Below are 20,410 nucleotides of genomic sequence, written 5' to 3' on the forward strand. Positions count from 1 at the left end.
ATGTCCATGTTCCCCAACGATAGCCTGCGTCCCGACCGTCCCGACCCGGACGCGCTGCTGGCCCAGGTGCAGGCGCAGGAGCGGCGCGCCGCGCGCGGCAAGCTGCGCATCTACTTCGGCGCCTCGGCCGGCGTCGGCAAGACCTACGCCATGCTGGCCGCCGCCCGCAAGCTGCAGGCCGACGGCCAGCCGGTGCTGGTCGGCGTGATCGAGACCCATGGCCGCAGCGAGACCGCGGCCATGCTGGAGGGACTGGACGTGCTGCCGCTCAGGCAGGTCGCCCACCGCGGCAAGCAGCTCGCCGAGTTCGACCTGGACGGCGCGCTGGAGCGCCGGCCGCCGCTGATCCTGATGGACGAGCTGGCGCATTCGAACGCCCCCGGCTCGCGCCATCCCAAGCGCTGGCAGGATGTCGAGGAACTGCTGGACGCCGGCATCGACGTGCTGACCACGGTCAACGTGCAGCACCTGGAAAGCCTGAACGACGTGGTCGGCGGCATCACCGGCATCCGCGTCGGCGAAACCGTGCCCGACACCGTGTTCGACGCCGCCGACGAGGTGGTGCTGGTCGACATCCCGGCCGACGAACTGCTGGCGCGCCTCAAGAGCGGCAAGGTGTACAAGGAACAGCAGGCCGAGCGCGCCTCCAAAAATTTTTTCCGCAAAGGTAACCTGATCGCGCTGCGCGAGCTGGCGCTGCGCCGCACCGCCGACCGCATCGAGGACGACGTGCGCGCCTACCGCGTCGAGCAGTCGATCGCCGACATCTGGAAGACCGGCGCCGCGCTGCTGGCCTGCGTCGGCCCGCGTCCGGGCGGCGAGCACACGGTGCGCAGCACGGCGCGCCTGGCCAGGCAGCTGGGCACCGGCTGGCACGCGATCTACATCGAAACGCCGTCGCTGCAACGGCTGCCGGCCGTGCAGCGCGAACAGATACTCAGGACCCTGAAGCTGGCCGAAGACCTGGGCGCGACCACCGCCGTGGTGTCCGGCCACGATATCGCGCAGGCGGCGGTGGACTATGCGCGCAGCCACAACCTGTCGAAGATCGTGCTGGGGCGCGCCCACCCGAGCTGGCCTTGGCGCGCGCCCCACATCAAGCGCCTGGCGCGCTACGCGCCCGACATCGACCTGGTGGAGATCGGCGCGCCCAGCAACGAGGCGGCGCCGGCCGCGCGCGGCGCCAATGCCGCCAATCCCTCCAACCCCGCCGACGGCGGCCCGGACGGCGAGCCGGATGCGGAACTGGCGCGTAAGCGCGTGTTCGGCTACGTGGCCGCCAGCGCCGCCAGCGTCGCCACCGCGCTGCTGGCCACGCCCTTGCTGGCCTATCTCGACCTGGCCAACATCGCCATGCTGTTCCTGCTGGTGGTGGTGCTGGTGGCGGTGCGCTTCGGGCGCGGGCCGTCGGTGCTGGCCACCTGCGTCAGCGTGGCCTGCTTCGATTTCTTCTTCGTGCCGCCGCGCTTCACCTTCGCGGTGTCGGACTTCCAGTACCTGATCACCTTCGTGGTGATGCTGGCGGTGGGCCTGATCACCGGCCACCTGACGGCCGACCTGCGCTTCCAGGCGCGCGTGGCCTCGCACCGCGAGAAGCGCTCGCGCGCGCTGTACGAGTTCGCCCGCGAGTTGTCGGGCGCCCTGCAAACCGAGCAGATTTTCGAGACCACCCAGGGCTTCATCCAGCGCGCCTTCCGCGCCCGCGCCACCTTGCTGGTGCCGGACGCCGCCGGCCGCCTGCTGCCGCCGGCGGCGACGCCGATGCCGATGCCGATGCCCGGCGGGGCCGACGCCGCCGCCCGCAGCCACCGCACGGCGCTCGACGTCGGCATCGCCCAGTGGGCCTTCGACCGCGCCGAGGGCGCCGGCCTGGGCACCGACACCCTGCCGGCCAGCCGCATCTTCTACCTGCCGCTGGTGGCGCCGATGCGCACCCGCGGCGTGCTGGCGATCGAGCCCGAGCACCGGCGCTGGATCCTGATCCCGGAACAGCGCCAGCAGCTCGACACCTTCGCCGCGCTGGCCGCGATCGCGCTGGAGCGGGTGCACTACATCGAGGTGGCGCAGAACGCGCTGGTCAACATGGAGTCGGAACGCCTGCGCAACTCGCTGCTGGCGGCCTTGTCGCACGATCTGCGCACGCCATTGACCTCGCTGGTGGGGCTGTCGGAATCGCTGGCAGGCTCCAAGCCGGCGCTGGCGCCGGCCCAGCTGGAGGTGGCGTCGCTGCTGCACGACGAGGCGCTGCGCATGAGCGCACTGGTGTCCAACCTGCTCGACATGGCGCGCATCCAGAGCGGCGAAGTCAAGTTCAACCTGCAATGGCAGGCGCTGGAAGAGGTGGTCGGCAGCGCGCTGCGCGCCAGCGCCTCGCTGCTGCAAGGGCACGCCGTGCGTACCCGGCTGCAGCCCGACCTGCCGCTGCTCAGCTATGACGCCGTGCTGATCGAGCGGGTGCTGTGCAACCTGCTGGAGAACGCCGCCAAGTACACGCCGCCCGGCTCGCGCATCGAGATCGCCGCCGCGTTGCGCGGGGCCTGGATCGACGTCATGGTCTATGATGACGGTCCGGGCCTGCCGCATGGGCGGGAGGAAGCCGTGTTTGAAAAATTCACCCGCGGCGAGCGCGAATCGGCCAAGCCGGGCGTGGGGCTGGGGCTGGCGATCTGCCGCGCCATCGTCGACGCGCATGGCGGCCGCATCCACGCCGCGGCGTCGCCGCTGGGCGGGGCGGCCTTCGTCATGACGCTGCCGCTGGGCACCCCGCCGGCCATGCCGGAACCGGAAATCGAAGGAACACCATGAGCACCCCCGACACCGCCCCCACCGCCCTGCTGGTGGAAGACGAACCGCAGATCCGCCGCTTCGTGCGCAGCGCGCTGGAGGAGGAGGGCTGGCAGGTGCACGAGGCGGCCACGCTGCAGCGCGGCCTGATCGACGCCGGCACCCGCAAGCCCGACCTGGTGGTGCTGGACCTCGGCCTGCCGGACGGCGACGGCATCGACTTCATGACCGATTTGCGCAAGTGGTCCAGCGTGCCGGTGATCGTGCTGTCGGCGCGCGTCAACGAGGCCGACAAGATCCGCGCGCTGGACGCCGGCGCCGACGACTACCTGACCAAGCCGTTCGGCGTGGGCGAGCTGCTGGCGCGGGTGCGCGCCACCCTGCGCCGCCAGCGCCAGCCGGCCGCCGACAGCGCCGGCCTGATCCAGTTCGGCGACGTCGCCGTCGACCTGCAGAACCGCCGCGTCACGCGCGGCGGCGAGCATGTGCACCTGACGCCGACCGAATACCGGCTGCTGGCGGTGCTCGTCGGCAACGCCGGGCGCGTGATGAGCAACCCGCAGCTGCTGCGCGCCGTGTGGGGGCCGTCGCAATCGGAGAACGGCCACTACCTGCGCATCTACATGGGCCACCTGCGCCACAAGCTGGAGGCCGACCCGACCCAGCCGCGCTACCTGCTGACCGAGACGGCGGTCGGCTACCGGCTGCAACTGCCGGCCTGAGGCCGCCGTCGCGCGGCAAGGCTAGTCGCGCGCCATGATCAGGTAGTCCTGGTTGTCGCTGCGGGTCAGCTGCGCGAAGCCGCGCCGGGTGAGCAGGCGCAGCATGGCCGAGCCGTCGCGGCAGGCCGCCACCAGGCGGCGCTGCTTGTAGTGGGTGCAGAAGAAGTCGACCATCATGCCGCCCACGCCGTGGCCGCGGTAGGTGTGCTCGACCACCATCGCGTGCAGCTCGCGCTGCATGCTTTTCTGCCCGTCCACCCCCAGTATCATCATGTAGCTGACCACTTTGGCGTCGATCTCGCAGACCCAGAACTCGATCGGCACCGTGGTCTGGCCGCCGGCCCACAGGTCGCGCAGCGCGGCGCCGTCGACGATGCCGGCGGTGAAGGTGGTGGCCAGCGTGGCCTGGCGCACGCTGTCGGTGACCGACTGGTCGAAGCCGCCGCTTTCGCCGCCCGAAGTGGTCAGCCGGATGATGGAGTCGACGTCCTCCGGGATCGCGCGCCGGATCGCCGAATCGAGGATGCGCCGGTGGCGTTCGCGGCGGGCGGCGTCGCGCACCCTGCGCGCATGGCGCAGCAGCGCATCGCGCCGGCCGCGCAGGTACAGCACCAGCAGCGCGACCAGGCCGTACAGCGCCGCGCTTTGCAGCAGCTCGTAGACCCGCAGGTAGAGCACCTCGTCGGGGGCGCGGGTCACCGTGTAGTCGTACACCCGGGCCACGCTGGACAGGACGACGAACAACAGCGCCGCGCGCCGCCCCAGCAGCCAGGCCGCCAGCGCGGTCGGCGCCACCAGGAAGGGCGCGTAGGAGATGCCGGCGCCGGTGTCGACGTCGAGCAGGACGATCAGCGCCTCCAGCGCCAGCAGGGCGGCGAAGATCAGGCGGTTGCTGGCGCGGCGCGCCAGCCGGCGCAGGCGCAGCAGAATTTTTTTTGTACGTGACATAAGAACGTGCGGTCTTTGTGGGCGGGATTGCGGCCAACAGCATAAAGAAAAGACAGGCTATACGTCGTACGATACGATGACAAGTTAATATTTGTTTAAAATTGTAGCGCGCACTCTTTACATTGTTTTACATGGGAAACACTTGTGTTTTCCGGTCATTTGCTCAGCGTGCGCATGGCGCGCTCCAGGCCGTCCATGGTCAGCGGGAACATGCGGTCGTTCATCAGCTGGCGGATGATGGAGATCGATTGCCGGTACTGCCACACGCCCTCCGGCTCGGGATTGAGCCAGGCGAACTTGGGGAAGGCGCTGGTGAAGCGCGCCAGCCAGGCGCTGCCGGCCTCCTCGTTGTTGTATTCGACCGAACCGCCCGGCTGCAGCACCTCGTAGGGGCTCATGGTGGCGTCGCCGACGAAGATCAGCTTGGTGTCCGGCGGGTATTTGCGCAGGATGTCCCAGGTCGGGAAGCGCTCCGCGTTGCGGCGGCGGTTGTTCTTCCACATATAGTCGTAGACGCAGTTGTGGAAGTAGAAGAACTCCATGTTCTTGAACTCGGTCTTGGCGGCCGAGAACAGCTCCTCGGTGCGCTCGATGTGGTCGTCCATGGTGCCGCCGACGTCGAACAGCATCAGCACCTTGATGTTGTTTTTGCGCTCGGGCTGCATCTTGATGTCGAGGAAGCCGGCGTTGTTGGCGGTGGCGCGGATGGTGGCGTCCAGCGCCAGTTCGTCCTCGGCGCCCTGGCGCGCGAACTTGCGCAGCCGGCGCAGCGCCACCTTGATGTTGCGGGTGCCGATCTCGCGTTCGCCGTCGTAGTCCTGGTAGGCGCGCGCCTCCCACACCTTGACCGCGGTGCGGTTGCCGCCCTTGCCGCCGATGCGCACGCCCTCGGGGTTGGTGCCGCCGTTGCCGAACGGCGAAGTGCCGCCGGTGCCTATCCACTTGCTGCCGCCTTCGTGGCGCTCCTTCTGTTCCTTCAGCAGCTCGTTGAGGCGGTCCATCAGCTTGTCGTAGCCGAATTTTTCCAGCTGCGCCTTCTGCTCCTCGCTCAGCTCGCGCTGCATGCGCTTGAGCAGCCAGTCCAGCGGGATCGCGGCGTTGCTCTCGAAGGCGGCGTTGATGCCCTTGAAATACTGGGCGAAGGCGCGGTCGAACTTGTCGAAGTGGGCCTCGTCCTTGACCAGCGTCAGGCGCGCCAGGTAATAAAAATCGTCCATCGAGGCCTCGATGACGTTCTGCTGCATCGCCTCGAGCAGGGTCAGGAACTCCTTGATCGTGACCGGGATCCTGGCGTCCTTGAGGGTGAAGAAGAAATCGATCAGCATGTCAGAGGGTCCCGTGTTGCGCCAGCTTGTAGCGCAGCTGCGCCTTGATCTCCGGCCATTCGCCGGCGGCGATGCTGTACATCACGGTGTCGCGCACGGTGCCGTCGCGGCGCAGCGCGTGGTGGCGCAGCACGCCGTCCTTCTTCGCGCCCAGCCGCTCGATCGCCGCCTGCGAGGCGAAGTTGAAATTGTCGGTGCGCAGGCCCACCAGCGCCGCGCCCAGGGTTTCGAAGGCGTGCGTCATCAGCAGCAGCTTGCAGGTGGTGTTGACGTGGCTGCGCTGGCGGCTCTTGCCATACCAGGTATAACCGATCTCCAATCTGGCGATGGCCGGCACGATGTCGTGGTAGCTGCTGCTGCCGATCACCGCGCCGCTGGCGACCTCGACCACGGCGAACGCCAGCCGGCCGGGGCGCATTTCCAGCGCGGTGGCGATGTAGGCGTCGACCTGTTCCGGCTCCGGCACCGAGGTCACGCGCAGCTTCCACAGCTCGCCGTCGCGGGCGGCCGCGCGCAGGCCGTCGGCGTGCTGCGGGCCCAGCGGTTCCAGGCGCACGCCGTGCAGTTCCAGCGTGACGGGCGCGATAGTGGCGGCGGGGTGGGCGAGCTGGTGCATCAGCGGTTGGCCCGGTTCATGGCCACCAGGCGTTCGAACAGGTGCACGTCCTGCTCGTTCTTGAGCAGGGCGCCGTGCAGCGGCGGCACGATGGCCTTGGCGTCCTTGCTGCGCAGCGCCTCGGCCGGGATGTCCTCGGCCAGCAGCAGTTTGAGCCAGTCGAGGAATTCCGAGGTCGACGGTTTTTTCTTCAGGCCCGGCACGTCGCGCACCTGGTAGAAGGTTTGCAGCGCCTGTGCCAGCAGCTCCTGCTTCAGGTTGGGGTAGTGGACGGCGACGATCTGCTCCATCGTGTCGCGGTCCGGGAATTTGATGTAGTGGAAGAAGCAGCGGCGCAGGAAGGCGTCCGGCAGCTCCTTCTCGTTGTTGGAGGTGATGATGACCAGCGGCCGGTGCTTGGCCTGCACCATTTCGCGGGTTTCGTAGACGTAGAACTCCATGCGGTCCAGCTCGCGCAGCAGGTCGTTGGGGAACTCGATGTCGGCCTTGTCGATCTCGTCGATCAGCAGCACCACCGGCTCGGGCGCGGTGAAGGCTTGCCACAGCACGCCCTTGACGATGTAGTTGTGGATGTCGCGCACGCGCTCGTCGCCCAATTGGGAGTCGCGCAAACGCGACACTGCGTCATATTCGTACAGCCCCTGTTGCGCCTTGGTGGTGGACTTGATATGCCACTGCATCAGCGGCATGTTCAGCGCGGCCGCCACTTCCTCGGCCAGCATGGTCTTGCCGGTGCCCGGCTCGCCCTTGATCAAGAGCGGGCGTTGCAGCGTCAAAGCCGCATTCACGGCCAGTTTCAGGTCATTGGTCGCGACGTACTGGTCGGAACCTTCAAAGCGTTGTTTGGCGTGCATGCGTGTCGATCTCAAAAAGAAGGGAGGATAGGCAAGAGTATAGGGGAGTTCGTTAGAGGGAGTGCTCGGCCGGAGGGCTTGACAGTGTGTTGTTGCGGCAATGATTCCCTGTAGCGCGGGTGAAAGTCTTGAGTTAGAATCGCAGGTTAATAGTGCAAAAGTCAAGTTTTGCATCCGCGGTAGTATCCGATTACTTACCTTGCAAATACCATGAAAAAAATCACCGCACTCCTCGTGCTCGCAGGCTTCGCCCAACTCGCCACGGCGGCGGACATCGTGGGCAATGCCCAGAACGCCAAGGGCAAGATTGAAATGTGCATCGGTTGCCACGGCATCCCCGGCTACAAAGCCACGTTCCCGGAAGTGTTCCAGGTGCCGATGATAGGCGGCCAGTCGGCCAAGTACATCGAGGGTGCGTTGAAGGCGTATCAAAAAGGTGACCGCAAGCATCCGTCGATGAAGGGCATCGCCGGCAGCCTGTCGGACCAGGACATCGCCGACGTTGCCGCGTTCTACTCGCAGCAGACCGCCACCGCCACCGCCGCGAAATGAGGACCGACGACATGAAAAAACTGATCACCGCGCTGTTCTGCTCCGCCGTTTCCTTCTCCGCTGTGGCTGGCGGCAATATCGACGCCGGCAAGGCGCTGGCCGACAAGTACAGCTGCTTCGCCTGCCACGGCAAGGATTTCAACACTCCGATCGACCCGAGCTATCCGAAGCTGGCCGGCCAGCACAAGGATTACCTGGAGCACGCGCTGACCGCCTACAAGCGCGGCGACGGCGCCAACGGCCGCAACAACGCGATCATGACCGGCCAGGTCAAGCCGCTGAGCAACCAGGACATCAAGGACCTGGCCGCCTACCTGCACAGTCTGCCGGGCACGCTGGCAGTCCACCGCTAAGCCGACCGTAGTCAGAAAATCCGGGGTCAGGTCCCCCATTTATTCATGAGTCCGACTGTAGCAGCCGGGCTCATGAATAAATGGGGGACCTGACCCCGGGTTGTTTTACAGGCGGCGCTTGATCGCTTCGATGTAGGCGTCGCCGTCCGGCGGCGTGCCGTTGCGCTGGGCGTTCCAGATCATCTCGCCCAGGCATTCCATGATCTCGTGCTGCGCCGCGTGGGCGTCGTCCAGCTTGAGCGTGAGCGCGGTGGCGGCGTCGCGGATGCCGCGCGGCTGGTCGATCGAGATCTGCTCGTCGATCGACAAATGCATAGACAAATGCAAAAACGGATTGGCCTGCGCGCCGTCCACCGAGTAGTCGCGCGCCAGCGCGGCCTCGACGTCGCTCAGCACGTCGTGGTACTCGGGGTGGTGGCGCACCCAGTCGGCCGCCATGGTTTCAAGCGGCGTCAGGATTTCGTTGGCGCGCTGCTTGCGGAAGGTCTCGCAAAAGAAGCGGCGCACGTCGTCGGAAGATGGATTAAACATGGCGACATTGTACCCGCTGGATAAAATGTGTACTGTGAGCCCGCGCCACCATGGCAATTCATTAAACTTGACGGATTAATCATGCTTAATCAAACCGCCCTCGACACCCTGTTCTACAACGCCCGCACCCACAACGGCTGGCTGGACCGCGCCGTCAGCGAGGCCCAGCTGGAACTGCTGTACGACCTGATGAAATGGGCGCCGACCTCGGCCAACGGCTCGCCGGCGCGGCTGGTGTTCGTCCGTTCGCCGGAAGCCAAGGCCAGGCTGCTGCCGGCTCTGTCGGCCGGCAACGCCGAGAAGACCATGGCGGCGCCGGTCACCGTCATCGTCGGCATGGACATGGAATTTTACGAAAAGCTGCCGCAGTTGTCGCCGGCGGTCGATGCCCGCTCCTGGTTCGCAGGCAACGACGCGGCGATCCAGGCCACGGCCTTCCGCAACTCGTCGCTGCAAGGCGGTTATCTGATCATGGCGGCGCGCGCCATCGGCCTCGATTGCGGACCGATGTCCGGCTTCGACAACGCCAAGGTGGACCAGGCCTTCTTTGCCGGCAGCGCCGTCAAGTCCAACTTCCTGTGCAACCTCGGCTACGGCGACGTCGCCAGGCTGCGTCCGCGCGCGCCGCGGCTGGCGTTCGACGAGGCTTGCCGCATCGTCTGAACAAACCAGCGTGCCTAAGCGATACGCTTGCCATGCCACTTAGGGGTCTGACCCCATCCGGGGTCAGACCCCGCATGGCGGTGCGGGGTAAAAAAAACGGGACAGTCAGACTGTCCCGTTTTTTTTTAACCGATTTTCTTTTGCGGCTCGGCGGCCACTTCGACCGCTTCGACCGGCGCCTCCGTGCCGCAAGTCGAACCCGGCGCTTCCGGATTCGGCCGAGGCGGGTGCGGCTGGCGCAGATAGCGCGAACCGTGATGGCGGCGCTCGTGGCCGTTGGCCGGCCAGGTCAGGAAGCGCGACAGCTCCTGCAGGGCGCGCTGGTAGACATCGCGCTTGAACTCGATCACCACGTCCAGCGGCACCCAGTAATCGTGCCAGCGCCAGGCGTCGAATTCCGGATGGTCGGTCAGGCGCAGGTTGACGTCGTTGTCGCGGGCGCACATCCGCAGCAGGAACCAAATCTGCTTCTGGCCACGGTAATGGCCGCGAATCTCGCGCTTGATGAAGTGGTCGGGCACTTCGTAACGCAGCCAATCGCGCGTGCGGCCGACGATTTTGACGTGCTCTGCCCGTAATCCGATCTCTTCTTCCAGCTCCCGATACATCGCCTGTTCCGGCGTTTCTCCGTACTTGATGCCGCCTTGCGGAAATTGCCATGAGTGCTCGCGCACCCGCTTGCCCCACCACACCTCGTTCTGGGCGTTTAGCAGGATGATGCCGACGTTGGGCCGAAACCCTTCACGATCGAGCATATTGCACCTCAAACTTTCTGCGACCGAGCTCCCTGCTTATATTTTTGCCCACAAAACCGCGCTCCGGCTGGGTTTTCGGGGTACGAAAACGGCCGGAGAGGCATCAATTGAACGCATTTGTATAAAGTATGGACGCATCAGCCAGCTAATCCTTTAAAATTAGGTTGATTATAACTCTCTCTTTTTAAAAAGAATTCACCGTATGCGCGCCTCACGATTTTTTATTTCCACGCTTAAAGAAGCGCCGTCCGACGCCGAGATCGTCAGCCATCAGTTGATGATGCGCGCCGGCATGATCAAACGCCTCGGTTCGGGCATTTATACCTACATGCCGATGGGCTTGCGCGTCATCCGCAAAGTCGAGGCCATCGTCCGCGAAGAGATGAACAAGGCCGCCGCCATTGAGCTGCTGATGCCTTTGGTGCAGCCGGCCGAGCTCTGGCAGGAGACCGGACGCTGGGACAAGATGGGTCCGGAGCTGATGCGCGTGAAGGACCGTCACGGCCGCGATTTCGCGATCCAGCCCACTTCGGAAGAAGTGATCACCGATGTGGTGCGCTCGGAAATTAAATCCTATCGGCAGCTTCCGTTGAATTTTTACCACATTCAGACCAAATTCCGCGACGAACGCCGTCCCCGTTTCGGCCTGATGCGCGGCCGCGAGTTCACCATGAAGGACGCTTACTCCTTCGACCGCGACCTGGCCGGCCTGCAGGCGTCGTATAAAGTCATGTTTGACGCCTATGTCTCGATCTTCACCCGCTTCGGCCTGAAGTTCCGCGCCGTGGCGGCCGACAACGGCGCCATCGGCGGCACTGGTTCGCACGAATTCCACGTCATCGCCAGCACCGGCGAGGACGCCATCGTGTATTGCGAGACCTCGGACTACGCCGCCAATATGGAGGCGGCCGAAGCGCTGCCGCTGGCGGCAAGCCGTCCGGCCGCCGCGCAAGCGCTGACCAAGACCTCGACCCCGAACGCCACCAAGTGCGAGGCGGTGGCCGAGCTGCTCAAGCTGGAGTTGTCGCAGACCGTGAAAACCATCGCGCTGACGGTGGAAACCGAGACCGACGGCAAAGTGGCTAAACAGTATTTCATGTTGCTGCTGCGCGGCGATCACGAACTGAACGAAGTCAAGGTCGGCAAGGTTGCCGGCCTGGCGGCGCACCGCTTCTCGACCGAAGCGGAGATCCTGGAAGTGTACGGCTGCGTGCCCGGCTACCTGGGCCCGATCTCTACCCTCGCCCCGGTCACCGTGGTGGCCGACCGCACGGTCGCCAACATGGCCGACTTCGTGTGTGGCGCCAACGACGCCGGCTTCCACTACACCGGCGCCAACTGGGGTCGTGATGCCGCCGAGCCGGCCATCGTGGCCGACCTGCGCAACGTGGTGGCGGGCGACGCCTCGCCGGACGGCAAGGGCGTGCTGGCGATCGAGCGCGGCATCGAAGTGGGCCACGTGTTCCAGCTGGGCACCGCCTACTCGGAAGCGATGAAGGCCACCTTCCTCGACGAGAACGGCAAGCCCGCGCCATTGCAGATGGGCTGCTACGGCATCGGCGTGACCCGCATCCTGGGCGCGGCGATCGAGCAGAACTTCGACGACAAGGGCATCATCTGGCCGACCTCGCTGGCGCCGTTCGAGCTGGTGCTGTGCCCGATGGGCATGGACCGCAGCGAGGCGGTCAAGGAGGCGACCGAGCAGCTGTACGCCGACGCGCAGGCGGCCGGCATCGACGTCATCCTCGACGACCGCGGCCTGCGTCCGGGCGGCATGTTCGCCGACTGGGAGCTGATCGGCGTGCCGCACCGCGTGGTGATCGGCGACCGCGGCCTGAAGGAAGGCAACCTGGAATACCAGGGCCGCCGCGACACCGAAGCGACCGCCGTGCCGGTGGCCGACATCGTCAGCTTCATCAAAGGCAAAATGGCGGCGTGAACGTGAGCCCCTGTCATTCCCGCGCAGGCGGGAATCCATACTGCGCCGGGCAGGACACTCAGCATGGGTTCCCGCGTGCGCGGGAACGACGGAGTTTATGGTGTGGGTTTTTGCTGGTGCTGGCGCTGGCCGGCGGCGCCCACGCCGGCAACCAGAAGGAAGAAGCGCTGGCCGATTCGGTTCGGCTGGCGCTGTCGAACGCCATCAAGGATGCGACCCCGCCGCAGCCGACCTTCCGCACCGACACCGAACGCCTGCGCTACCAGGGCTGGCTGGCGCAGGTGTCGTCGCGCCTGAAGCGCAAGCTGCCCGACGAGCAAACCCGCAACGAGTTCCTGACCACCGTCTGGTACGAGGCGCGCCGCGCCGGACTGGAGCCGGGCATGGTGTTGGGCCTGATCCAGGTGGAATCGGCCTACCGCAAGTACGCGGTGTCGCTGGTGGGCGCACGCGGCTATATGCAGGTGATGCCGTTCTGGACCAATGTGATCGGCGACCGCAACCGCAGCGCGCTGTTCAATATGCAGACCAATCTGCGCTACGGCTGCGCCATCCTGCGCATGTACATCGATATGGAGTCGGGCAACCTCTACCTGGCGCTGGGCCGCTACAACGGCAGCCGCGGTAAGCCCGAATATCCGAACGCCGTGCTGTCGGCCTGGAACAACTGGAAGGTGCAGTAACATCCCGCCCATAAAAAATGCCGTCATCGCGTGAGCGAGGACGGCATCCCGGCGCGGCTGTACTGGCCGCTGCGCTTATTTCAGGTGGTCGGAAATGAGCTTGGTCATTTCGAACATGGACACTTGTGCTTTGCCGCCGAACACAGCTTTCAGCTTGTCGTCGGCATTGATCATGCGGCGGTTGGCCGGATCTTGCAGGTCGAGCTTCTTGATGTAATCCCAGACTTTTTTGGTGACTTCGGTGCGTGGCAGCGGTGCTGCGCCAACCACGGCGGCCAGGGTGGCCGATGGCGTCATCGCTTTCATGAAGGCGGCGTTCGGTTTGCGCGGTGCGGCCGGTGCGGCTGCTTTTTTCACTGCTGCTGGCTTGGCTGCTGCTTTTGCGGGTGCTGCCTTTTTTGCGGCTGCCGGTTTCGCGGCGGCTTTCTTAGCTGGTGCTGCTGCTGGGGTTTTTTTGGCTGTTGCCATCTTCGAGCCTCCTTAACGAACACATGGAAAATTGCGCAATTGATCGCACCGGCTAATATTGGTGGTGATTTACCGAGTATGCAAGTGTTTTTCGCGTTTTTTCCCGGAAACACCACGTAAACACGGGCTTTCGCGGGGCAGCGCACCGTGGCGGCGCGCTTTTCCCTCTGTGACGCAGGCTTTTCCCCAGCTTAGCGCATGCCCGGCATCATGCCCTTCATCGAGCGCATCATCTTCATCATGCCGCCGCCGGACAGCTTTTTCATCATGCTCTGCATTTGCTCGAACTGGGTCAGCATGCGGTTCACTTCCTGCACCTGCACGCCGGCGCCGGCCGCGATGCGGCGTTTGCGGGTGGCCTTGATCAGCTCCGGCTTGGCGCGTTCCTGCGGCGTCATCGAGTCGATGATGCCGACCATGCGCCGCACCTGCTTGTCGGCCTGGTCCATGTTGGCGCCGCCGGCGGCCTGCTGGAACTGCGCCGGCAACTTGTCCACCAGGCTGGCCATGCCGCCCATCTTCTTCATCTGGCCCAGCTGCGCCTTGAAGTCGTTCATGTCGAACTTGCCGCCCGACTTGACCTTGGCCGCCAGTTCGGCCGCGGCCTTGGTGTCGACGCCCTTGCGCGCCTCTTCCACCAGCGCCATGATGTCGCCCATGCCCAGCACGCGGCTGGCCATGCGCACCGGGTCGAACGCTTCCAGGCCGTCCAGCTTTTCCGACACGCCGGCAAACTTGATCGGCTTGCCGGTGATGTGGCGCACCGACAGCGCGGCGCCGCCGCGGGCGTCGCCGTCCAGCTTGGTCAGCACGATGCCGGTCAGCGGCAGCGCGTCGTTGAAGGCCTTGGCGGTGTTGATCGCGTCCTGGCCCAGCATGGCGTCGACCACGAACAGGGTTTCGATCGGCTTGACCGCCGCGTGCACGGCGGCGATTTCCTTCATCATCTCTTCGTCGATGCCCAAACGGCCGGCGGTGTCGATGATCAGCACGTCGTGGTAGTGCTTCTTGGCCCAGTCCAGCGCGGCCAGCGCGATGTCGACCGGCTTGTCCTGCGCGGTGGACGGGAAGAAGTCGGCGCCGACCTGGGCCGTGACCGATTGCAGCTGGGCGATCGCGGCGGGACGATACACGTCGGCCGAGACGGTCAGCACTTTCTTTTTCTTCTCTTCCTTCAGGTACTTGGCCAGCTTGCCGACGGTGGTGGTCTTGCCCACGCCTTGCAGACCGGCCATCAGGATGATCGCCGGCGGCTGCTGGGCAAAGCTCAGCTGCGAAGCCTCGGGGCCGAGGTCGGCGCCCATGAGGGCGGCCAGCTCGCGCTGCACCACGCCGACCAGGGCCTGGCCCGGCGTCAGCGAGGAGATCACCTCTTCGCCCAGGGCCTTTTCCTTGACCTTGGCGATGAATTCGCGCACGGCGGGCAGGGCGACGTCGGCCTCCAGCAGCGCCAGGCGCACTTCGCGCAGCATCTCGGCGGTATTGGCTTCGGTCAGGCGGGCCTCGCCGCGCATGGTTTTAACGACCTTGGCAAGGCGTTGGGTAAGATTGTCTAGCATGATGAACCCGGAATGAACAGTGGCCGTCATTTTACCCCATCGGGCAGGTCGCGGGCGCCGGCGGGCCTGTTATCATTTACTGCATGAACCGAGCGCACCTCTTCCTCTCCATAATGCTGGCGCTGGCCGGGCCGGCCGGCGCCGCCACCGTCAGCATGGCCTTTGGTGACAATCTGCCGCCCTTTATATTAGTACGCGAGGATGCCGGCATCGAAGTGGAGGTGGTGCGCGAGGCGCTGGCCTACCGCGGCCACGTGCTGCAGGCGCGCTATCTGCCGATGGGCCGCATCCCGGTCACGTTCAAGGCGGGTGGCGTCGACGCCATCATGATGGACGTCGGCGAGGACATGACGCGCCATGGCGGCCACTACGCCAGCGCGCCGGTCATCTACGACAATGTGTTCTACACGCTGGCCAGCCGCGGGCTGCAGATCCGCAGGCCGCAGGACTTGCAGGGCCACAGCGTGAACGCCTTCGTCGGCGCGGCCGTGCGCTATCCGAGCTGGCTGCAGCCGCTGGTCCGCAGCCGCGACTATGTCGAGAACAACCGCCAGGAGGCCCAGCCGCAGCTGCTGGCGCTGGGCCGCTACGAGGTGGTGCTGAGCGACCGCAGCATCTTCCAGTACTACACGCGCCTGCTCAAGCAGCGCCAGCCGGGCTTCGTGATGCCGGCGCTGGACGAGCACAGTTTCATCCGCGCCGACCCCAACGACTACCGCCCGGTGTTCCGCAACGCCGCCATCCGCGACGACTTCAACGCCGGCCTGGCGCAGCTGCATAAGAGCGGCCGCTACCGGGCGATCTACGACAAATACCTGAAGGACTGAGTGTCGACGAATCTTGTTAAAAATGTAGTTTCCCATTGACAATATTGTTTTGTGTAGGCATCGTTGATGCTTTGTTAATATCGGGGGCACCACATGGAACAAGTGCAAGGGGAGCAAACGCAACGTCTGCGTTTCCACGCCAGCGGCGGCGAGTATTTCCGCATCTGGATAGTCAACCTGCTGCTGACCATCGTCACACTGGGGATATACTCGGCCTGGGCCAAGGTGCGGCGCAACCAGTACTTCTATTCCAGCACCGAACTGGCCGGCAGCAGCTTCGAATACCACGGCAACCCGGTCGCCATCCTCAAGGGCCGCATCGTGGCCGCCGTGATCTTCGCCATCTACCTGGCCGGGGCCGCCTGGGCGCCGCTGGCGGCGGTGGTGGTGGCCTTGGGCATGGGCGCGGCCTCGCCATGGGTCATCTGGAAGAGCCTGCAATTCCGGCTGCACAACACCAGCTATCGCGGCATTCGCTTCAGCTTTGCCGGCGACGTGCACGACGCTTATACCAACTACCTGGTGCGCCCGCTGCTGAACGGCGTGACCTTGGGCCTGGCCACGCCGTTCATCCACCAGCGCGCCAAGGCCTGGCAGCACAATGAAAGCCGTTACGGCAAGGCGCGTTTCTCCTTCGACGGCAGCGTCGCCGATTTTTATAAACTGTACGGCGGCTTGCTGCTGATCGGCGGCGGCGGCATGGTGGCGCTGTTCTGGCTGCTGATCAAGGGCGCGCCGGAGCCGACCAGCAGCGCCGAGGCGGCCGGCGAAAGCAGCTTGTTCCTGTTGGCGTTTTACGGCTGGGTTTTCGTGGTCTATCCGCTGTTCATGAACATGCTGCAAAAGCTGATCTGGAACCACACCAGCCTGGAGCATCATCGCTTCCAGTCCGACATGCGCTGGAGCCGGCTGGTGTTCATCACCGTCACCAACTACCTGGCCGTGATTTGCACACTGGGCCTGTTCCTGCCGTTCGCTCACGTGCGGGCGATGCGCTATCGCCTGGAGTCGATGTCGCTGCTGGTGGACGGCAGCCTGGACGACATCACCGCCGTGCCCGGGGGCGAAGTCGGCGCGACCGGCGAAGGCATGGCCGAGTTCATGGACTACGACCTGTCGCTATGAGCGGCGCGCAGCACCCTATCGCGCCGGTCGCCGCGCGCTATTTCGACGGCCGCAGTTCGCGCCTGCACCGCGTCACGCTGAGTGTGGCGGACGGCGTCGCCCGCCTGGACGGCGACGCCCGGCGTGTGGCGCCGCTGGCCGAACTGCGCGTGTCCGAGCGCAGCCGCCACGCGGCGCGCAAGGTGACCTTCGCCGACGGCGCCTACCTGGAGATCGACGACCTGGCCGGCTTCGAGCAGCTGCTGCGCCAGACCGGCCATCGCGACGGCCTGGTGGTGCGGTTGCAGCATAGCTGGCGCGGCGTGCTGGCTGCGGCCGCCGCCACGGTGGCGCTGCTGGCGCTGGGCTATCTCTATCTGCTGCCGGCCGGGGCCGGCTGGATCGCCGACGCCTTGCCGGTGTCGGCCGAGCGCCAGCTGGGGCAGGGCGTGCTGGCGGCGCTGGACCACCAGATGTTCGCGCCGTCGACGCTGGCGCCGGCGCGCCAGCAAGCTTTGCGGCGCCGCTTTGCCGCGCTGGCGCCACCGCCTGCGGTGGCCGGCCCCGCGCCGGCCTGGCAGCTGGTGTTCCGCAGCAGCCGCGTCGGCCCCAATGCGTTCGCGCTGCCGTCCGGCGATATCGTGATGACCGACCAGATGGTCGCGCTGCTCCAGGATGACGATGCCGTCATGGGCGTGCTGGCGCACGAGCTGGGCCATTTGCAGCGGCGCCATATGACGCGCCGCATCATCCAGAGTTCGGCGGTGACGGCCGTGACCTCGCTGGTGTTCGGCGACATCTCCGCCATGCTGAGCACGCTGCCGGCGCTGGCGCTGGACCTGAAGTACTCGCGCGACGCCGAGCAGGAAGCCGACGACTACGCGGCGGCCATGCTGCGCCACAATGGCGTCGCGCTCGATCACCTGGCGGCGGTGTTCGCCAAGCTGGACAAGCTGGATGGCGGCAAGCTGCCGGCGTATTTTTCCAGCCACCCGCCGAGCGCCGAACGACTGGCCCGGTTGCGCGCGGCGCCTTGATTGAGCGATAGGCAACTCATCGCTAGCTTGGTATGATCTGCATTCCAAGCCGTACCACCCACGACAGGAGAGATGGATGAATCTGAACGCTATCGGCAAGACCTTGAGCATCGCCGCCATGCTGGCCGCAGTCGGCGCCGCGCAGGCGCAGGAGGTGGTCCGCCTCGGCAACCTGAAGTTCGCCCACTACGGCGCCGTCTCCTACATCAAGGAGATCGCCCCCAAGTGCGGCATCAAGGTCGAGGAGCGGGTGTTCGCCAAGGGACTCGATGTGATGCAGGGGATCATCGCCGGTGAGCTCGACGTCGGCACCACAGCGTCGGAAGCGGCCATCTCCGGCCGCGCCAGCGGCGCGCCGATCTTCGTGGTGGCCGGTTTCGCCAAGGGCGGCGCGCGCCTGGTCGGCCGCGCCGAGCTCAAAATGAAAAGCGTCAAGGACCTGAAGGGCAAGAAAGTCGGCGTCACGCGCGGCGGCATCCAGGAAGTGCTGTTGCTGGCCGAGCTGCAGCAGGCCGGCCTGAGCGCTTCCGACCAGCAGGGCAAGGACGTGCAGCTGATCTACCTGGCCTACGCCGACCTGAACCAGGCGCTGCTGGGCAAGAACATCGACGCCATGATGAACTCCGAGCCGCAATCCTCGCAGTCGATCAACAAGGGCTACGGCAACGAGATCCTCAAGCCCTACGACACCCCGATCGGCGAGCCGATCCGCACCATGGTGATGACCGAGAAGTTCTATAAAGAGAAGCGTCCGCTGGCCGAGAAGTTCATGCGCTGCTTCGTCGAAGCCACCAAGACCTTCATCGAGCAGCCGGCCGTGGCCGAGAAGTATGTGCGCGAGACGGTGTTCAAGGGCCAGATCAGCAAGGACGATTTCGACGACGCCATCGGCAATTCGCCGTACTCCTACGACATCACGCCCGAGCACATCCAGATCACCACCGACGTCATGTTCAAGACCGGCGTCGGCCGCATGAGCAAGCCGCCCGCCGCCAAGGAATGGGTCAAGACCGACCTGCTGGACGCCGCCAAGAAAAGCCTGGGCGTCAAGTAAATGGCCGCGTTCAAGCTGAAGGAGGCCGGCGTCGGCCTGATCGTGCCGGCGCTGGTGATCGGCGTCTGGCAGCTGGTGTCGATGAAGGGCTGGGTCAATCCGCAGATGCTGCCGTCGCCGCTGGCGGTGCTGGAACGCTGGATCGCCTATCTGCTGCCGATCCAGCCGTACAGCCCGGAGCAGGGCAGCTGGCTGCTGTGGGCGGTGTCCGGCGAGTTGATCGTCGACGCCCTCGGCAGCCTGTATCGCGTGGTGGTCGGCTTCGCCATCGGCGCCGCGCTGGCACTGCCGCTGGGCCTGGTGATGGGCGCCAGCCAGACCGTGTACGCCTGGCTCAATCCGCTGATGCAGCTGCTGCGGCCGATCCCGCCGATCGCCTACATCCCGCTGTCCATCCTGTGGTTCGGCCTGGGCAATCCGCCGGCCATCTTCCTGATCGTGCTGGGCGCCTTCTTCCCGGTGCTGATGAACACCATCGCCGGCGTGCGCCAGGTCGACAGCATCTACCTGCGCGCCGCGCGCAACCTCGGCGCCAGCGGCAGCACCATGTTCCTGCGGGTGATCCTGCCGGCCGCCGTGCCGTATATATTGTCCGGGGTGCGGATCGGCATCGGCACCGCCTTCATCGTGGTGATCGTGTCCGAGATGATCGCGGTGAACAACGGCCTGGGCTTCCGCATCCTGGAGGCGCGCGAGTACTTCTGGTCGGACAAGATCATGGCCGGCATGATCACCATCGGCCTGATCGGCCTGATCATCGACACCGCCGTCAACAAACTGAACAACCATCTGCTGCGCTGGCACCGCGGCCTGGAGAACTGATGATGAGTGTTGCAAACCCGCCCCACATCGTCGTCGCCAACGTCAGCAAGGTGTTCCAGACCGCCGAGCGCCAGCTGGTGGCGCTCAAGGACATCGAGCTGGAGATCCCGCAGGGCCAGTTCGTCTGCCTGCTGGGGCCTTCGGGCTGCGGCAAGTCGACCCTGCTGAACGCGATCGCCGGCTTCGCGCTGCCCAGCTCCGGCCGCATCGTCGCCGACGGCAAGGAGGTGACGGCGCCCGGTCCCGAGCGCGGCATGGTGTTCCAGGAATACGCGCTGTTCCCGTGGATGACGGTGGCCGACAACGTCGCCTTCGGCCTCGAGATCAAGGGCTTGCCCAAGGCCGAGATCAACGCCATCGTCGACAAGCTGCTGGCGATGCTGTCGCTGAGCGATTTCCGCAACCGCTTCCCCAAGGACCTGTCGGGCGGCATGCGCCAGCGGGTGGCGATCGCCCGCGTGCTGGCGCTGGACTCGCCGATCATGCTGATGGACGAGCCGTTCGGCGCGTTGGACGCGCTGACCCGCCGCAACCTGCAGGACGAGCTGCTGCGCATCTGGGCCGAGTTGAAGAAGACCATCATCTTCGTCACCCACAGCATCGAGGAAGCGATCTACCTGGCCGACCGCATCGTCGTCATGACCTACCGTCCCGGCACCGTCAAGCGCGACCTGATGGTGGAACTGCCGCGCATGCGCGATCCGGCCTCCGCCGAGTTCAACGCCCTCAAGCGCGAACTGGGCCAACTGGTGATGGAAGAACAGCAACGCCATCACAACGACGAGCTGCGCATGGCAGCCGTCGACTGAGCGAT

At 65.5% G+C, this 20,410-nt stretch carries 21 protein-coding genes; 13 read left to right on the forward strand and 8 right to left on the reverse strand.

Annotated features, from left to right (window positions below):
• Window positions 1-6 precede the first annotated feature (6 nt).
• Together kdpD and kdpE are read left to right on the forward strand one after the other, a co-directional pair.
• Window positions 7-2,805, forward strand: a complete 2,799-nt coding sequence (kdpD, locus tag V6M89_RS09340) for a two-component system sensor histidine kinase KdpD (protein ID WP_332852933.1) — start codon at window positions 7-9, stop codon at window positions 2,803-2,805.
• A complete protein-coding gene (gene kdpE / locus V6M89_RS09345; protein ID WP_332852934.1) occupies window positions 2,802-3,506 on the forward strand; it encodes a two-component system response regulator KdpE in 705 nt (234 codons plus the stop codon). Before kdpD ends, kdpE begins: the two co-directional genes overlap by 4 nt.
• A gap of 21 nt (window positions 3,507-3,527) precedes the next feature.
• Here kdpE and V6M89_RS09350 read toward each other — a convergent pair whose 3' ends face one another.
• From V6M89_RS09350 to V6M89_RS09365, 4 genes are all read right to left on the reverse strand, one after another.
• Window positions 3,528-4,454 carry a GNAT family N-acetyltransferase gene (locus tag V6M89_RS09350; protein ID WP_332852935.1) on the reverse strand — a complete coding sequence of 309 codons (927 nt, stop codon included), beginning with the start codon at window positions 4,452-4,454 and terminating at the stop codon, window positions 3,528-3,530.
• Between the two features lie 155 nt (window positions 4,455-4,609).
• Entirely contained in the window at window positions 4,610-5,779 is a 1,170-nt protein-coding gene (locus tag V6M89_RS09355) for a vWA domain-containing protein (RefSeq protein WP_332852936.1), read from the reverse strand.
• Between the two features lies 1 nt (window position 5,780).
• Complete coding sequence (locus V6M89_RS09360) at window positions 5,781-6,395, reverse strand: GNAT family N-acetyltransferase (RefSeq protein ID WP_332852937.1); 615 nt, start codon at window positions 6,393-6,395, stop codon at window positions 5,781-5,783.
• Entirely contained in the window at window positions 6,395-7,249 is an 855-nt protein-coding gene (locus V6M89_RS09365; protein ID WP_332852938.1) for an AAA family ATPase, read from the reverse strand. Before V6M89_RS09365 ends, V6M89_RS09360 begins: the two co-directional genes overlap by 1 nt.
• Window positions 7,250-7,459: 210 nt before the next feature.
• Between V6M89_RS09365 and V6M89_RS09370 the strand changes: the two genes are divergently transcribed.
• Both V6M89_RS09370 and V6M89_RS09375 read left to right on the forward strand, forming a co-directional pair.
• Window positions 7,460-7,801, forward strand: a complete 342-nt coding sequence (locus tag V6M89_RS09370) for a c-type cytochrome (protein WP_332852939.1) — start codon at window positions 7,460-7,462, stop codon at window positions 7,799-7,801.
• Between the two features lie 11 nt (window positions 7,802-7,812).
• Window positions 7,813-8,154, forward strand: a complete 342-nt coding sequence (locus tag V6M89_RS09375) for a c-type cytochrome (RefSeq protein WP_332852940.1) — start codon at window positions 7,813-7,815, stop codon at window positions 8,152-8,154.
• Between the two features lie 105 nt (window positions 8,155-8,259).
• Here V6M89_RS09375 and V6M89_RS09380 read toward each other — a convergent pair whose 3' ends face one another.
• A complete protein-coding gene (locus V6M89_RS09380; protein ID WP_332852941.1) occupies window positions 8,260-8,685 on the reverse strand; it encodes a DUF1841 family protein in 426 nt (141 codons plus the stop codon).
• An 81-nt stretch (window positions 8,686-8,766) separates the two neighbouring features.
• Here V6M89_RS09380 and V6M89_RS09385 point away from each other — a divergent pair, with 81 nt between their 5' ends.
• Window positions 8,767-9,348 (forward strand): malonic semialdehyde reductase, encoded by a 582-nt coding sequence (locus V6M89_RS09385; protein WP_442881962.1) that lies wholly within the window; start codon window positions 8,767-8,769, stop codon window positions 9,346-9,348.
• A gap of 125 nt (window positions 9,349-9,473) precedes the next feature.
• On the opposite strand, the gene V6M89_RS09390 is transcribed toward V6M89_RS09385, so the two are convergent.
• The gene (locus tag V6M89_RS09390) at window positions 9,474-10,103 is read right to left on the reverse strand and encodes an RNA pyrophosphohydrolase (protein ID WP_332852942.1); all 630 of its coding nucleotides are present in this window, start codon (window positions 10,101-10,103) and stop codon (window positions 9,474-9,476) included.
• Between the two features lie 202 nt (window positions 10,104-10,305).
• Here V6M89_RS09390 and V6M89_RS09395 point away from each other — a divergent pair, with 202 nt between their 5' ends.
• Window positions 10,306-12,042: a proline--tRNA ligase gene (locus tag V6M89_RS09395; RefSeq protein WP_332852943.1), complete on the forward strand. Its 1,737-nt coding sequence runs from the start codon at window positions 10,306-10,308 to the stop codon at window positions 12,040-12,042.
• A 110-nt stretch (window positions 12,043-12,152) separates the two neighbouring features.
• Window positions 12,153-12,725, forward strand: coding sequence for a lytic transglycosylase domain-containing protein (locus V6M89_RS09400; protein WP_332852944.1), 573 nt, complete (start codon window positions 12,153-12,155; stop codon window positions 12,723-12,725).
• A 75-nt stretch (window positions 12,726-12,800) separates the two neighbouring features.
• Here the strand turns inward: V6M89_RS09400 and V6M89_RS09405 are convergent, their stop codons facing one another.
• Complete coding sequence (locus V6M89_RS09405; protein WP_116991652.1) at window positions 12,801-13,193, reverse strand: SWIB/MDM2 domain-containing protein; 393 nt, start codon at window positions 13,191-13,193, stop codon at window positions 12,801-12,803.
• Between the two features lie 191 nt (window positions 13,194-13,384).
• A complete protein-coding gene (ffh, locus tag V6M89_RS09410; protein ID WP_332852945.1) occupies window positions 13,385-14,752 on the reverse strand; it encodes a signal recognition particle protein in 1,368 nt (455 codons plus the stop codon).
• Between the two features lie 83 nt (window positions 14,753-14,835).
• Here ffh and V6M89_RS09415 point away from each other — a divergent pair, with 83 nt between their 5' ends.
• From V6M89_RS09415 to V6M89_RS09440, 6 genes are all read left to right on the forward strand, one after another.
• Window positions 14,836-15,579, forward strand: coding sequence for a substrate-binding periplasmic protein (locus V6M89_RS09415; protein WP_332852946.1), 744 nt, complete (start codon window positions 14,836-14,838; stop codon window positions 15,577-15,579).
• 93 nt (window positions 15,580-15,672) lie between these two features.
• Complete coding sequence (locus tag V6M89_RS09420) at window positions 15,673-16,704, forward strand: YjgN family protein (protein WP_332852947.1); 1,032 nt, start codon at window positions 15,673-15,675, stop codon at window positions 16,702-16,704.
• Complete coding sequence (locus V6M89_RS09425) at window positions 16,701-17,720, forward strand: M48 family metallopeptidase (protein ID WP_332852948.1); 1,020 nt, start codon at window positions 16,701-16,703, stop codon at window positions 17,718-17,720. The genes V6M89_RS09420 and V6M89_RS09425 overlap by 4 nt, the downstream gene beginning before the upstream one ends.
• Before the next feature lie 76 nt (window positions 17,721-17,796).
• Window positions 17,797-18,774 carry an ABC transporter substrate-binding protein gene (locus V6M89_RS09430; protein WP_332852949.1) on the forward strand — a complete coding sequence of 326 codons (978 nt, stop codon included), beginning with the start codon at window positions 17,797-17,799 and terminating at the stop codon, window positions 18,772-18,774.
• Window positions 18,775-19,596, forward strand: coding sequence for an ABC transporter permease (locus tag V6M89_RS09435; protein ID WP_332852950.1), 822 nt, complete (start codon window positions 18,775-18,777; stop codon window positions 19,594-19,596). It abuts the gene before it with no gap.
• Window positions 19,596-20,405 carry an ABC transporter ATP-binding protein gene (locus V6M89_RS09440; RefSeq protein ID WP_442881963.1) on the forward strand — a complete coding sequence of 270 codons (810 nt, stop codon included), beginning with the start codon at window positions 19,596-19,598 and terminating at the stop codon, window positions 20,403-20,405. The genes V6M89_RS09435 and V6M89_RS09440 overlap by 1 nt, the downstream gene beginning before the upstream one ends.
• Window positions 20,406-20,410: the final 5 nt, after the last annotated feature.

Source organism: Duganella sp. S19_KUP01_CR8 (assembly GCF_036688705.1).
Classification (GTDB): Bacteria; Pseudomonadota; Gammaproteobacteria; order Burkholderiales; family Burkholderiaceae_D; genus Rugamonas.

Coding starts and splice junctions, on each gene's coding strand:
- V6M89_RS09385 (WP_442881962.1), top strand. CDS start 8,767: ATGCTTAATCAAACCGCCCTCGACACCCTGTTCTACAACGCCCGCACC.
- V6M89_RS09405 (WP_116991652.1), bottom strand. CDS start 13,193: ATGGCAACAGCCAAAAAAACCCCAGCAGCAGCACCAGCTAAGAAAGCC.
- V6M89_RS09365 (WP_332852938.1), bottom strand. CDS start 7,249: ATGCACGCCAAACAACGCTTTGAAGGTTCCGACCAGTACGTCGCGACC.
- V6M89_RS09395 (WP_332852943.1), top strand. CDS start 10,306: ATGCGCGCCTCACGATTTTTTATTTCCACGCTTAAAGAAGCGCCGTCC.
- V6M89_RS09435 (WP_332852950.1), top strand. CDS start 18,775: ATGGCCGCGTTCAAGCTGAAGGAGGCCGGCGTCGGCCTGATCGTGCCG.
- V6M89_RS09425 (WP_332852948.1), top strand. CDS start 16,701: ATGAGCGGCGCGCAGCACCCTATCGCGCCGGTCGCCGCGCGCTATTTC.
- V6M89_RS09380 (WP_332852941.1), bottom strand. CDS start 8,685: ATGTTTAATCCATCTTCCGACGACGTGCGCCGCTTCTTTTGCGAGACC.
- V6M89_RS09390 (WP_332852942.1), bottom strand. CDS start 10,103: ATGCTCGATCGTGAAGGGTTTCGGCCCAACGTCGGCATCATCCTGCTA.
- kdpD (WP_332852933.1), top strand. CDS start 7: ATGTTCCCCAACGATAGCCTGCGTCCCGACCGTCCCGACCCGGACGCG.
- V6M89_RS09355 (WP_332852936.1), bottom strand. CDS start 5,779: ATGCTGATCGATTTCTTCTTCACCCTCAAGGACGCCAGGATCCCGGTC.
- V6M89_RS09360 (WP_332852937.1), bottom strand. CDS start 6,395: ATGCACCAGCTCGCCCACCCCGCCGCCACTATCGCGCCCGTCACGCTG.
- V6M89_RS09440 (WP_442881963.1), top strand. CDS start 19,596: ATGATGAGTGTTGCAAACCCGCCCCACATCGTCGTCGCCAACGTCAGC.
- V6M89_RS09375 (WP_332852940.1), top strand. CDS start 7,813: ATGAAAAAACTGATCACCGCGCTGTTCTGCTCCGCCGTTTCCTTCTCC.
- V6M89_RS09370 (WP_332852939.1), top strand. CDS start 7,460: ATGAAAAAAATCACCGCACTCCTCGTGCTCGCAGGCTTCGCCCAACTC.
- kdpE (WP_332852934.1), top strand. CDS start 2,802: ATGAGCACCCCCGACACCGCCCCCACCGCCCTGCTGGTGGAAGACGAA.
- V6M89_RS09350 (WP_332852935.1), bottom strand. CDS start 4,454: ATGTCACGTACAAAAAAAATTCTGCTGCGCCTGCGCCGGCTGGCGCGC.
- ffh (WP_332852945.1), bottom strand. CDS start 14,752: ATGCTAGACAATCTTACCCAACGCCTTGCCAAGGTCGTTAAAACCATG.
- V6M89_RS09420 (WP_332852947.1), top strand. CDS start 15,673: ATGGAACAAGTGCAAGGGGAGCAAACGCAACGTCTGCGTTTCCACGCC.
- V6M89_RS09430 (WP_332852949.1), top strand. CDS start 17,797: ATGAATCTGAACGCTATCGGCAAGACCTTGAGCATCGCCGCCATGCTG.
- V6M89_RS09415 (WP_332852946.1), top strand. CDS start 14,836: ATGAACCGAGCGCACCTCTTCCTCTCCATAATGCTGGCGCTGGCCGGG.